This window comes from Peribacillus acanthi (assembly GCF_003073175.1).
GTDB classification, from domain to species: Bacteria; Bacillota; Bacilli; order Bacillales; family DSM-1321; genus Bacillus_BN; species Bacillus_BN acanthi.
In genome coordinates, this window is sequence record NZ_QBBX01000012.1 from 61,155 (window position 1) to 75,217 (window position 14,063).

The 14,063-nt window shown below is 35.9% G+C and carries 11 protein-coding genes; 3 read left to right on the forward strand and 8 right to left on the reverse strand.

Going from position 1 to position 14,063, the window contains the following annotated elements:
- Positions 1-52: 52 nt before the first annotated feature.
- Positions 53-1,066, reverse strand: a complete 1,014-nt coding sequence (sppA, locus tag DBX25_RS13285) for a signal peptide peptidase SppA (RefSeq protein WP_108671295.1) — start codon at positions 1,064-1,066, stop codon at positions 53-55.
- Between the two features lie 202 nt (positions 1,067-1,268).
- Here sppA and DBX25_RS13290 point away from each other — a divergent pair, with 202 nt between their 5' ends.
- Positions 1,269-2,072, forward strand: a complete 804-nt coding sequence (locus DBX25_RS13290; protein WP_108671296.1) for an NAD kinase — start codon at positions 1,269-1,271, stop codon at positions 2,070-2,072.
- Positions 2,073-2,208: 136 nt separating this feature from the next.
- Here DBX25_RS13290 and rarD read toward each other — a convergent pair whose 3' ends face one another.
- The 6 genes from rarD to DBX25_RS13320 all read right to left on the reverse strand — a co-directional run bounded on the left by rarD (position 2,209) and on the right by DBX25_RS13320 (position 9,563).
- A complete protein-coding gene (gene rarD / locus DBX25_RS13295; protein ID WP_108671297.1) occupies positions 2,209-3,138 on the reverse strand; it encodes an EamA family transporter RarD in 930 nt (309 codons plus the stop codon).
- A 105-nt stretch (positions 3,139-3,243) separates the two neighbouring features.
- On the reverse strand, positions 3,244-4,830 hold the full coding sequence (locus DBX25_RS13300; protein ID WP_108671298.1) for an amidohydrolase: 1,587 nt from the start codon (positions 4,828-4,830) through the stop codon (positions 3,244-3,246).
- A gap of 195 nt (positions 4,831-5,025) precedes the next feature.
- On the reverse strand, positions 5,026-6,609 hold the full coding sequence (mbcS, locus tag DBX25_RS13305) for an acyl-CoA synthetase MbcS (RefSeq protein WP_108671299.1): 1,584 nt from the start codon (positions 6,607-6,609) through the stop codon (positions 5,026-5,028).
- Positions 6,610-6,886: 277 nt separating this feature from the next.
- The gene (locus DBX25_RS13310) at positions 6,887-7,087 is read right to left on the reverse strand and encodes an alpha/beta-type small acid-soluble spore protein (RefSeq protein WP_108671300.1); all 201 of its coding nucleotides are present in this window, start codon (positions 7,085-7,087) and stop codon (positions 6,887-6,889) included.
- A gap of 116 nt (positions 7,088-7,203) precedes the next feature.
- On the reverse strand, positions 7,204-8,415 hold the full coding sequence (gene thiI / locus DBX25_RS13315; RefSeq protein ID WP_108671301.1) for a tRNA uracil 4-sulfurtransferase ThiI: 1,212 nt from the start codon (positions 8,413-8,415) through the stop codon (positions 7,204-7,206).
- A gap of 2 nt (positions 8,416-8,417) precedes the next feature.
- A complete protein-coding gene (locus DBX25_RS13320; RefSeq protein WP_108671302.1) occupies positions 8,418-9,563 on the reverse strand; it encodes a cysteine desulfurase family protein in 1,146 nt (381 codons plus the stop codon).
- 297 nt (positions 9,564-9,860) lie between these two features.
- Between DBX25_RS13320 and brnQ the strand changes: the two genes are divergently transcribed.
- Positions 9,861-11,183 carry a branched-chain amino acid transport system II carrier protein gene (brnQ, locus tag DBX25_RS13325; RefSeq protein ID WP_205685231.1) on the forward strand — a complete coding sequence of 441 codons (1,323 nt, stop codon included), beginning with the start codon at positions 9,861-9,863 and terminating at the stop codon, positions 11,181-11,183.
- Positions 11,184-11,230: 47 nt separating this feature from the next.
- On the opposite strand, the gene ezrA is transcribed toward brnQ, so the two are convergent.
- On the reverse strand, positions 11,231-12,928 hold the full coding sequence (ezrA, locus tag DBX25_RS13330) for a septation ring formation regulator EzrA (protein WP_108671304.1): 1,698 nt from the start codon (positions 12,926-12,928) through the stop codon (positions 11,231-11,233).
- Positions 12,929-13,228: 300 nt separating this feature from the next.
- Here ezrA and hisJ point away from each other — a divergent pair, with 300 nt between their 5' ends.
- Complete coding sequence (gene hisJ, locus DBX25_RS13335) at positions 13,229-14,056, forward strand: histidinol-phosphatase HisJ (RefSeq protein WP_108671305.1); 828 nt, start codon at positions 13,229-13,231, stop codon at positions 14,054-14,056.
- Positions 14,057-14,063 lie beyond the last annotated feature (7 nt).

The window sequence follows — 14,063 nt, forward strand, 5'->3', positions numbered from 1 at the left end:
CCTCATGGAATTGGGGATTTATTTCTTTTTCATGTGTCATATTCTCTTCCCCCTATTCAGCATAAAGATACATCAATCGTGGAGAATTGGGTTGTGACAATATTTTTGCCAACCCGGCCATCTCCAGATCCGAACCGAACATCTTCTGAGCACTCATAGAGAAGAAGGAACCTAATCCCATTATATCTGTATACCTAACCACCATAGCATCATCTAATTTCAAATCTTTTTTCATAGCTGCTGTGACATCATCTAAGTGACCAAAATCATCAATTAATCCGATTTCTTTAGCTTGACGACCATCATAAATACGTCCGTCCGCAATTTTTTTCACTTCGCTAGTTGAAAGACCTCTACCATCAGCGATGATTTTGACAAACTGTTCATAAGAATTATTAATCATAGATTGAAGAATTTTTCTTTCTTCTACGGTCATTTCCCTTGTTGGACTCATAATATCTTTATGAGGCCCACTTTTAATAGTAACGAACTCTACACCGTACTTCTCTGCAAGTTTTTGATAGTTATATCCTTGCATAATGACGCCAAGAGATCCGGTTAGGGTTTCAGGACTCGCATAAATTTTGTCTGCTGGTGCAGAAATGTAGTAACCACCCGAAGCGGCCATAGACCCCATTGAAATATAAACTGGCTTTTTCGTATCTTTTTTTATTTCATTGATTTTATCGTAAATTTCAGCACTTTCTACAACCCCACCACCAGGAGAATTAACACGGATGACAATTCCCGCAACGTCAACATCTTCTTTAACCATATCTAGTTTTTGCATAAATGCTTTATGATTATATCCAGCTGTTCCTAGTAGTGAGGTACCCGCATCACCTGTATCTTGTATGACTCCTTCTACATCCAACACAGCGATTTTATTTAAACCATCACCTTCTTCTAACACTTCTTCAGTAAAGGTCTCTTCACTCATTGCCAATAACTCGCTAAATGAGTTTTCGGTATCTTTAAAGAAAAATGATGATGCCATACTAATAAATATCGATACGATAAATAATCCAGCGGCTATACCCAAAGCTGCCCAACGCTTTCCATTCATTCTGTATTCCTCCTTTTTATACCTATTATTTACGTCTCATGAGTAAATAATGTTTCAAATATAAAATCACTATTTTCTCACCTGTCCATTTTACTTCTGCTATTTTATTTAATAAAATAAGACTTACCTTTCATATTTTAACAAATAACTCAAAAAATTGTATGTAAAAATTACCATAAAGCTCAACTAAGGAGGCTTCACAATGTCTGAACGACGTCGCAATGTATACTTTTTCCATAATAAATCCTCTGATATGCTTGAAAAAGTCCAACCTTTATATGAATTGGCCGAAAGATATGGGTTTGTAAAAGTAAAGGATCACCATCAAGCAAACATTATTGTAAGTGTTGGTGATGACGGTGCGTTTTTACAGGCAGTTCGAAAAACAGGTTTCCGAGAAGATTGTCTTTATGCTGGCATATCGACGACAGGAAATCTAAATATGTATTGTGATTTCTCTATTAACGATACGTCGAAACTGATCGAAGCTATGACGAACGAACAGATTGAGGTCCGAAAGTATCCAACTATAGAGGTTTCACTTGACCGTCAGCCCTCATTTTATTGCTTAAACGAACTTTCACTTCGTTCAAGTATCATTAAAACCTTCGTCATCGATGTATTTATCGACCAGCTTCACTTTGAAACCTTCCGAGGAGACGGAATGATTGTATCCACTCCAACTGGAAGTACTGCGTATAGCAAATCAGTCAGCGGGGCTGTTGTAGATCCAATGCTTCAATGTTTCCAAGTAAGCGAATTGGCCTCGTTAAATAATAATACATATCGGACACTGGGATCTCCTTTTATTCTTAGTGGGACTAGACAGCTTACATTAAAAATCGTTCAAGATGGAAACGATTATCCGACAATAGGAATGGATAATGAGGCATTAAGCGTGCGACACATTCAAGAAATCCATATAAAATTAAGTGATAAGAAAATCAAGACAGTTAAACTGAAAGACAATTCATTCTGGGAAAAGGTCAAGCGGACATTTTTGTAAGAAAAAGAAAAACAAAACTATTAAAACTAAGTAATAAGTACGCAGAGAGACATGCTCTGCGTACTTTTTCATGTTTTAAAAAACACACGGTAGGCATATGGGAACCATGCCAACCGTGTGTTTTTAATAATCGTTTTTATGCTCCGATTTTTTGTTTTCTTTTCCATTTATGATTAGTAGACATACTGAATTTCGTTTTCGAAAAAGAATAAATAATTAAACCTACCCAAATAAAAATGAATGAAATGAGATGGGTTCTCGTAAATTCTTCATGGTATATAAAAACACCAATCATTAAAGTTAATGTTGGAGCAATATACTGAAGAAACCCCATCATGGAAAGAGAGACCTTTTGTGCACCTTTCGCGAAAAATAACAAAGGAAGTGCGGTGGCAATTCCTCCCCCTATTAATAAGAGGGTGGTGTCTATGGAACTAACAAACATAGATTGACCTTGGAATGCACTAATTAGAAAGTATCCTAAGGCAATTGGGGCTACCATCATCGTTTCCAATGTCAAACCGATAGAGGCATCTGCATTGATCATTTTCTTTGCAAGCCCGTATAAACCAAATGTTATGGCAAGGATAAATGAAATTGTGGGAAACTTGCCAAAATGGAAGGTTAAAATAATTACCCCAATTGCTGCAAGGACTACTGATATCACTTGAGGTCTTGAAAGTTTTTCTTTTAATATAACTACTCCCAATAAAACACTGATTAATGGATTGATATAATAACCTAGGCTAGTATCGAGAATACGATCAGCATTAATTGCCCAAATGAATATGCCCCAATTCATACTTACCAATACTGATGCTACGGTCAATGCAAACAGCTTCTTGCGATTTCTTACTATTTCATTGAAATATATGATAAAATGATTCCACTTTTTCGTTACTAACAAAAGAATCATCATAAAAACAAAAGACCATACAACACGATGTGCTAATATCTCTTCTGCTCCAACGTGATCGAGCCATTTCCAATATAGTGGAACTATTCCCCAAATAAAATAGGAAAGCGCTCCATACAAGATTCCCTCACGCTCTTGAGATTGATTCATCTTTAGTCCTCATTTCTATTTATTTCTACATTCGAAATAAATCCATTATAAGGCGAGTAGCAAAATAATACCATTGAAATTTCTCAAGGAACTAGAGGAAAAACTTTAAGAATGGTAAACAGATTGTTCTCCGATAACTGTCATTTTCACTTTTGCACGGAGTAAGTCCTCTTCCTGTAAAGTAAATAAATCCTGATGAAACACTGTAAAATCAGCTGCATAACCAGGTTTAATTAATCCAAAACGTTCTTCATTGCAAGCAGCATAGGCATTTTTGCAAGTAAATAATTGCAATGCTTGGTGCATGCTTAAACTTTCTTTAGGAAGAAAGGCATGACCTTCACCCTCAAAAGGTTTTCTGTAAATCGCTGCATGAATTCCGAATATAGGATTTAATCTTTCAATAGGAGCATCAGATCCCCCAGCACATATTAACCCTGCATCAATCAATGTCTTCCAAGCGTAAGGCAAGTATACTGGATCATTTCCTAATCGTTCCATTGCCCAATTCCCATCAGAAGCAACAAAAACAGGTTGTATGTCTAACACTAGAGACAAACCTTTACACTGCTCAATTAAATCTTTCCTTAACACAGATGCATGAATTAGTCTATCCCTAGTCCCTACAGGAGGAGGACATTCTTTAATGGCTCCTAAAGCAAGTGAAAATGCTTCATCACCAATCGCATGAATCGCTACTGGAAGATTTTTAGTCCTAGCTTTTTTTACAAGCTCAATCAACTCTTTTGGTGTAAAAATCGCAAGGCCTCTATTCTCTGGATCATCTCCGTATGGCTTACTTAATAGTGCGGTTCTACCACCTAGGGACCCATCTGCAAATATCTTCATTGGACCAAATTCTACAAGTTCGCTCCCACTCTTGAAAAAATGACCACTAGAAACCATCTCATCAATGACTTCATGATGAACAAGTAAATGTGCACGTATAGGAAGTTCTTCTTCAATGACTTCTTTAATAGCTCGGTATGTAGGGTGAAAGCCATTATAATAAAATAAATCCTCAGTATGTACACCTGTAATTCCATATCTATAACAATCATTAATGGCAATTCGTAAGGCTCTTTTCAAATACTCTTCATTAATTCCGGGTAAATGGTCTAAAATCGTCGATTGTGCTAGGTCATAAAAAAGACCGTTTAACCTGCCATTTTCATATCTACCAAAGTCACCCCCAGATGGTGGCGTTGATTGGTCGGATAGCCCTCCTACTTTCATGGCGACTGTATTAGCCAATAATGCATGACGGCAGACTCTTTTAAGTACAATAGGATGGTTCTGAGATATTGCATCCAATTCATCCACAGTAATGATCTTTTGATTCTGCCAATTGTTCTCATTCCAACCCTCTGCTACGACCCACTCTCCATCTGGAATCTCACTACATTTTTTCATCACAGCTGCTAATACTTCTTCCCTACTCTTCATATGAGATAAATCTAATCTAAGCAGACTTTCTCCATGACCTATTAAGTGTAAGTGGCCATCCACCAATCCTGGTACCATCATTGCACCATTTAAGTCTATTTCGTCACTTTCTTTACCATATTTATGTTTAAGTTCTAAATAATTTCCTGTATCAATAATTTTACCTTCGTTGGTAAAAACTGCTTCTACCTTGTCATTTTCTTGAAGCATAGTATAAATCGTCCCACCGTGCCAAAGCTTCCCCATAAATGTCACTCCTTTTCATTTAAACCATTATAATTGCCATTACTATACCTCCACAAACTTTATTAAAAGTAGTGCACGTAAAAACCCAAAGATATAGTCGATTGAAGACGTTAATCTTTGGGTTTTTCTATTATTCTTAGTGGCAAATTTAGTTATAGATGATATTACTTTTTTGCGATCAACTACACATTCTTTTTATTTCGATGCTAATGCTTGTTCTTGTTGTCTTAATTCGATTCTTCTAATTTTACCTGAAGTTGTCTTTGGCAATTCCTCAATAAATTCAATTTTTCTTGGATATTTATAAGGTGCTGTCAAATCTTTTACATGTTGTTGCAGTTTAGAGATTAATTCAGGATCATTTGAGTCAATGTCTTCTCTTAAAACGATGAAAGCTTTTACAACATGCCCACGAACTTCATCTGGACTAGCTACAACAGCACACTCTTTAACTGCGGGATGTTTAACAAGAGCATCCTCAACTTCAAATGGCCCAATTGTATACCCAGAACTGATAATAATATCGTCTCCACGACCCTCGAACCAGAAATATCCGTCCTCATCCATTTTAGCTTTATCTCCCGTAATATAATAATCTCCACGGAACTGCATGGCAGTACGTTCTGGATCTTTATAATAATTCTTGAAAAGTGCTGGAGTTTCAACATGGACCGCAATATCCCCAACCTCACCAACTGCGCAAGGCTCCCCTTGCTCATTCACAATTTCCACACGGTTACCAGGAGTAGGTCTTCCCATTGAACCAGCTCTTAATTCCATGTCTTTTGTTGTTCCTACTAATAATGTATTTTCAGTTTGGCCATATCCATCACGAACGGTCACATTGAAATGCTTTTGAAAAGTCTCAATGACTTCACGATTTAATGGTTCTCCTGCTGAAACTGCACTATGAAGTTTTTCTAATTTATAATCTCCTAAGTTGTCCACCTTTGCCATAAGACGGTATTCAGTCGGTGTACAACAAAGAACATTCACTTCATGCTGATCAAGTAATTCCAAATACTTTTTAGGTTCAAATTTGCCATTATACACTAATCCAGTAGCACCTGATCCTAGAACAGAAAGGAACGGACTCCAAATCCATTTCTGCCAACCTGGTCCAGCAGTTGCCCAAACCGTATCACTTTCTTCAATGCATAACCATTTTGCTGCAGCTGTTCGTAAGTGAGCATATGCCCATCCATGTGTATGTACAACACCCTTTGGATTACCTGTAGTTCCTGAAGTGTAGGATAAGAAGGCCATGTCCTCTGCTTTTGTGGCTGCAGCTTCAAATTCTTCAGAAGCAGATTTCATTTCTTCATCCAACAGTAACCAGCCATCCTTTGCTTGCCCTACAGATAGCTTAACTAACTGCTCAAATTCAGATACTGACTCTAACTCACTAGTATATGGGTGATAGCTAATAACACCCTTAACATCACCATGAGTAATACGATACTGAAGATCCTTTGTCTTTAGCATTTCTGAACTTGGTATTACAACTAAACCTGCTTTTAATGCAGCTATATATACTTGATATGCCTCGACTAAACGAGGAATGATGACTAGCACCGTATCGCCTTGTTTTAATCCATGTTTTATGAAAACATTGCTTATTTTGTTCGCTGATTTGAATAAATCTTGGTATGTAATCTCTTTTTTGTTACCGCTTTCATCTTCCCATAAAAGTGCCTTCTTTTCGGAATTTGTCGCAAAGCGTTCCATTTCACTGGTTAAATTGTACATTTCTGGAGCAAGTAAATCTTCACGTTTCATAAATATTCCTCCCCCTTCATAATTACAACATTAAACAACTTTACTTTATTATACAAAATAGTTAGATTTTTTTAAATTGTTTTTATAATAAAAATTTTCCAATATAGTAATAGTAGAAAAGTGAAATGATTTATTTTTATATGGAAATAAAGCAAAAAATCTTGTAAGAAATCCATAACAATTAAATATAATAGTTTTTAAATACATCATTTTACTCCCTAAACAATGTAAAAAAGAGCCGACCGAAGTCGACTCTTTTTGCAGCCATTTTATTTAATTATTTTTGGTATCCGCCTAATTGTTGTTCAGCCATTTGAACTAGACGTTTAGTGATTTCACCACCAACTGAACCGTTAGCGCGAGCTGTAGAATCTGGTCCAAGTTGTACTCCGAATTCTGAAGCGATTTCATACTTCATAGAGTCAAGAGCGTTTTGTACTCCTGGTACTAATAATTGGTTTGAGCTGTTGTTTGCCATGTGTTTTCACCTCCTTTGTAACAATAGATTGTGTAAAAACACATGGCTATATACGAAATCATCTTTGGTAATTGTTCACAGAAAGTCCAAATTTAATTAAACATTTGAGTAGGAAATTAAAATAAATCCGAGTCTTCATTTGACTTATTCTTTTCTGCCTTTGAAGAAAAGTGAAGGGTCTCTGTCATTTGCACCGCTTCCGATATTAAATCCTCAAAATCAACAAAGCTTTCATAATGATTCACTTTGTCACGTTTGGGCTTTGTTTTTGGATTAGCTGGTGTGAATACCGTACAGCAATCCTCAAAAGGACGATTTGAAATTTCTAATGTACCAAGTTCATTTGCTATCGCTATAATATCATTTTTATCCATTGTAATAAGTGGACGTAGTATTGGGGTATTGGTAACTTCATTAATTGTAAACATACTGTCCAGAGTCTGACTAGCAACTTGTCCTAAACTCTCACCGGTTACGATCGCTAATGCTTCATTTTTCTCCCTTAATTTATCAGCCAATTTTAGCATTAGTCTTCTTGTTGTAGTCATCGAATAGTTTTCAGGAATTTGTTTTTGAATTAGTGTCTGTATAGAAGTGAACGGGACAATGTGTAATGTCATATGTCCGGTAATCTGAGAAAGCACTTCTGCCAAGTCAATTACTTTTTGTTTAGAGCGTTCACTTGTAAATGGTGGACTATAAAAATGGATACACTCAATTTCTAAACCCCTCTTCATCGATAAATAACCAGCAACAGGGCTATCAATTCCTCCAGAAAGCATGAGCATTGCCTTACCGCTTGTCCCATAAGGAAGACCTCCAGCACCAGGAATCACTCTTCCAGTCAAGAATACAGCCTCTTTACGTACTTCCACTAATAGATTTAGGTCTGGCTTTCTAACATCGACCTTAAGGTTCTTGATATTTTTAAGAACAAATCCACCAACACTATGATTGATTTCATCAGTATCAAACGGGAACTCTTTATCCGCACGTTTAGTCGTCACTTTAAAAGTACGAATATCTTCTTTGATATCCTGCACATAAAAAAGGGCAGCTTTTTTTATTTCTTCCAAATCTTTTTCAACCTTTACGGCAGGGCTGAATGATTGAATCCCAAATATCCCCTTTATTTTTTCAAGGATTGGTTCAACCGGCTCTTCATTTAAAAGAATATACATCCGATCTCTCGTTGCTTCTATTTTAATGGAAGGAAAAGGGTGTAATGCTTTTTTTATACTTCTTCTTAATCGATCTACAAATCCTTTTCTATTTCTTCCTTTCGTCGACAATTCTCCGTAACGGATAATAATATGATCATATTTCATTTCTAAGACCTCATCACTTGTTTTAATTGTGTTATGGTTTGTTCAACTGCTTTTATAAATATCTTTGCTTCATTTAGATTATTCTGATAGCTTAAGCTAATTCGGACAGTACTACTAGCGACAGCTTCATCATTAGTCATGGCGAAAACTGTTTGACTTATAGTTTTCTTTTTTGAAGAACAGGCACTAGTCGTGGATACATATATCCCCTTTTCTTCCAAATCATGAATAACCACTTCTGATTTCATCCCAGGTAAGGAGAAATTCAGTATATGTGGGGCAGAAAACTGAGTAGGTGTGTTTATGACAACCCCCTCGATTGCTTCTAACTTTGAACGTAGATATTGCTTGATTTCTTCCAAAAGTGCCTTACTAGACTGCATCTCTTGTTTAATCATTCTCAATGCCTTAGCGGTAGAAACAGCTCCTGCTACATTTTCGGTCCCACTACGGAGCTTCATTTCTTGATTTCCACCTGATAGTAGGGGAGAAATCTGTACACCTTCTCTTACATAAAGGAACCCATTTCCCTTTAGTCCATGAAATTTATGGGCAGAGAATGTACACAAATCAATATGACTATCCTTTATATTTAAATCCACCTTTCCCACCCCCTGAATATGGTCAACGTGGAATAGTAATTTTGAATAATTCTTTAAACGTTTTCCGATTTCAGAAATAGGCTGGACTGTTCCTGTTTCATTGTTGACATGCATCACAGACACAAGAATAGTATCTTTTCTAATGGATTTCTCTAATTCATCTACTGATATCCTGCCGTACTTGTCCACATTTAGAGCTGTTATCTCAAAACCTAGAGATTGAAGCTGTTCACAGGCAAGTTTAACTGATGGATGTTCAATGCTACTAATAATGATATGTTTTCCTCTATTTTGATGGGCGAGTGCTATACCCTTTATCGCCAGGTTATTTCCTTCAGTACCACCTGATGTAAAGAATATCTCCCTTTCCCTTACCTCTAATAACTCTGCAATCTGACTTCTCGCTTGACTTAAAAGTCTTTCTGCTTTAGCCCCAATACCATGGAGTGAAGAGGGATTACCATAATATTCTGTCGATACCTTTACGAATGAATGAATTACCTCATTGTAAGGAACTGTTGTTGCACTATTGTCAAAATAAATCATTCTTATACACCGCCGTTTGTCTGCCTTTTCGCAATTTACTATATTATCATATGAGAGGCGTGAAGAAAACCACATTTCATAGGGAGAAATTCCCTCTTCTTAAGTTGCAATCTTTATTCTTAAATAACCCCATACTAGGGAAGTAATTCTAATGATTTTTGATATTTTATAATTATAATTATTTTAATGTACTTAAAATTTACACTTTTTTAAAACATGACTATTTTTCAAAAAGATATGATAGTATGTAAACTGTTCAAAATTTCTGGTAAATAATCAGGAGGTTCCAACTTCATTATGAATCAACAAATTTCTGGTAAACAAACCATTGCGATAGGACTAATGCTATTCGCATTATTTCTAGGCGCTGGCAATATTATTTTCCCGCCATTTTTAGGTCAACAGGCAGGAACCAATCTTTGGATTGCAGTGTTTGGATTTTTAGTTACCGGAGTAGGCCTCCCATTACTAGGTGTTGTCGCTATTGCAAAATCTGGTAATTTGCAAACGCTTGCAAATCGTGTTAGCCCACTCTTCGGATTGGTTTTTTCCATAGTTCTTTACTTAGCAATCGGACCACTGTTCGGTATACCCCGAACTGGAATTGTAGCTTATGAAATCGGAGTCACTCCTTTCTTAGCAGCTGAAACAATAAAAAGTCCATTACCGCTTTTTATATATACAGTTATTTTCTTTTTAATTACAGCTTGGCTATCATTGAACCCTGCTAAGCTAGTTGATAGAATTGGAAAAGTTATCACTCCGTTGATGATTGCAGTTCTAATTATCTTAGTAGCAAAAAGTTTTATTTCTCCAATGGGAGAACCTGGTCAGCCTTCAGGTGAATATGTTACGCAACCTTTTTTCAAAGGATTTATTGAAGGGTATTTGACAATGGATACAATCGCATCTCTTGTATTTGGAATTGTAGTCATATCCTCCATTAAGGGCATGGGCATTACAAATGAAAAATCCATAACAAAAGCTTGTATCACTGCTGGTCTCATCGCTGCTCTTGGACTTGCTTTTGTATATATATCGTTGACATATATAGGAGCGACAAGTATGGATGCCATTGGAGCAATGGATAATGGCGGAGCTATAATTTCTGCTTCAGCGAAGTACTTCTATGGCACATTCGGGACAATAATATTAGGATTAACGATCACTTTTGCTTGTTTAACTACTAGTATTGGTTTGGTTTCTTCTTGTGCGAAATATTTTTCAGAAGTAATGCCTTCTGTTTCATATAAAACATTTGTCCTGGTGTTATCTGTGTTCAGTATGATCGTAGCGAATATTGGACTTACTCAATTAATTTCGGTTTCCTTACCTGTCTTAGTATTCGTATATCCATTGGCAATTGTATTAATCATTCTGTCCTTCTTCCACGATTCATTTGGAGGAGCACCTCTTGTATACAAATTAGCCTTGGTTTTAACAGGTATAGTAAGCTTAATTGATGGATTAGCGGCAGCAAACATTCATATTCCTTTATTGGATTCTTTATACAAATATTTACCTTTATCATCACAAGGAATTGGATGGGTAGTTCCGGCTATCGTAGGAGCGCTAATCGGTTTAGTAATTTCTAATATAAATGGCAAAAAAGCTAATTAAATGACATGAAAAAACTCCGTCAATATGGCGGAGTTTTTTCATGTATTCTATTTTACTTCTTCAAGATTCAATTCAAACTCAAGTTTTTGGAGACAGCCTGGTTCAACCTTTTCAAGGGCTGAAGCCGCTTCTTCCACAGCTTGTTCATATTCGTAACTCATAAATTTATCTTCTGCGTTTTTCAATGCAACTGCAACTAATTGGTATTTACTACGGTAACGATTTCCATATTGAATGATTCGTTCAGCTAAATACATTTGTTCAATTAATCGACTTGTAAGTTCATAAAACTCGTTAACCGAATGGACTGCTTTCTCTAAAAAAATATGGACTGCAGACATATCAAGTGGTTTTTCTTCTAATTTCTGATGTACGTCTTCTAGACTTACCATTACATCTTGTAAATATTCTTTATAGCTCAATGGCAACCCAGGTAAATTACTTTTTACAATCATTCTGTTGGCAGAAGCTAGTTTTTTCTTTAAATCTTGAACCGTATTACGTGCTTCGATTTCATCTTTTCTTAATGTTTGGAGCTTAATAGTGAAGGCTTCAAACTCTTTCTTTATTGCCGAGACACCTTCTTCGATTTCCTTCATATCATCTGCTAACAAAGAATAAGCCGTCTGGCTTTGTTCTACTTTAACCTTGAACACTTCAAAACGCTTGACTAGATGACTTAATTGTTTTTCATTTTGTCTATGTGATTCTAGCTCAGATTCTGTGATGTGATAGGTTTGTTGTACAAAAGAAATTTCAGTTTTCAATTTGTCATTTTCAAACTGAATAGAAGATATACCTTCCTCAAGTTGGATATTGTTTTTATGAACGATTTGTTTTGAAACAGCCTCTTTTTCTAATAGATCATACAATACATTCATACTATCTCGAAGTTCTTGCATCCCTACTTCAATCTCTGCTGTTTCAGCTTTTGAAATATGGTCTGCATATCTTTCCAAAGCTAGCTCCATCATGGAGATTTCTTTTTCAAAGTCAATATGATTAAGAATGTATCCTTGATCAACCATTTCAGAATGCCCATCTTTTAATTCTTCTATTTGCGAAGGTAAGGAAGATTGAATCTCTACTAACAGATTAGGGATAACCTCCATCTTACCAGCTAATTCTTTTAGCATAGATTTAATTTTTAATACATGCTCACGAGCCTTTAAATAGTTTCCATTTTCAGTAGCATCTTCAAACTCTGAGAATACTTCAACAACCTGCTCCAATAAAACTTCCAATCTACCAGCTGCAGCTCCAAATGTATGTCTGTGTGCTAGAAGAGCTTTCTTAGATGTTCTATACGCTTCTTTCAATTCATCGATTTCTGTTCGGTTTTTTTCTTCACTACCTACAAGCTCATGTAATTCAGAAAGTATCGTTTGGATACTAGACTCGATTTCTTTAAGCTTTTCTTCAATACTATGTTGAACCTGTTTCGATTTAGAAAATCTATATTTATCAACATACTCTTCAGCATCGAACAGTAGCTCTTCAACATCTGGAAGATACACTGTTATAATGGAATCCCACTCTTTTCTCCATCGCTCAAATAGTTCCTCGGTTTCCCCAGTCATATTCAATTGTTTAATTTTAGCCAATTCATCCAATACTGGCCTATTCATAATATCCATCTTCCAAGCTTCCAACTTGTCTATCTCTCGATAATGCTTTTTTCTAAAGAAGAATCCCATTGTAATCAGTCCAATAACTATTAGTATCAACACTAATATGTACTCCATTGTAAGCCCCCGTTCGCCAAAACTAAGCTATAATACAAAAAATATATTATAAAAATGGGATAATCGAATTTCGTACACTATCCCAATAATTGAAAAACCCCTATGTATATATGTAAAAACTAGTAAATGTTCTTAACAATGCTTTTATGATACCATGTAAACAACCATTTTTAACTATAAAAATGAATTTTTTGAATAAATTATTCTTCAATAAGGAAAAGCAAGGCTCCTTATTATCCCAACTTGCCACAACTCTACCTTTTACACAAAATCATTTATTTTAAGAAGGGGTGAACTTCTATGAAATCCGATGGTCATATTCACTCACCTTTTTGTCTACATGGTACGTCCGATTCCTTTAGAAAATATATTGAAAAAGCTCTTGAATTAGGGCTGGAGGAAATTTCTTTTACAGAACACGCTCCTCTACCAGAAGGGTTTATCGATACTACTCCTACTCGTGATAGTAGTATGGGATTGAGGGAATTAGAGGAATACCTTTTAGAAGTTCAAGCTCTAAAAAAAGAATACAGAGATGAATTAGCCATAAATGTTGGATTGGAAGTTGATTTTATTGAGGGCTACGAGAAACAAATAGAATTATTTCTTAATTCATATGGACCGACACTAGACGATAGCATCCTTTCTGTGCATTTTATTAAGCTACAAGGCAACTATTATTGCCTCGATTACAGCGTGGATTTGTTTGAGGAGCTTATCAAATTAGAAGGATCTGTGCATAAGGTTTATAAGAAGTACTACGAAACAGTTGAATTAGGCATACAAAGTGATTTAGGACTTTATAAGCCTAACCGAGTAGGACACTTATCACTCGTTCACAAGTTTCAAAAGAAATTCCCTGTATCTGCAAACTTTGATGATGATGTAATGAGAATTCTTCAGCAAATAAAAACAAAAGGGATGGCACTTGATTACAATGGAGCAGGTACCCAAAAGGAATGGTGTGGTGAGCCTTATCCTTCTAATCAATATGTGAAAATGGCTTTAGATATGCACATCCCGTTAGTGTACGGTTCTGACGCCCATCAAGCAAAAGATTTAGGCCAAGGATATTCTTCTTTAATCACTTCTAGAATAAAGAAGCCTTCCGAGACCAGAAGAAAATAATTCACCA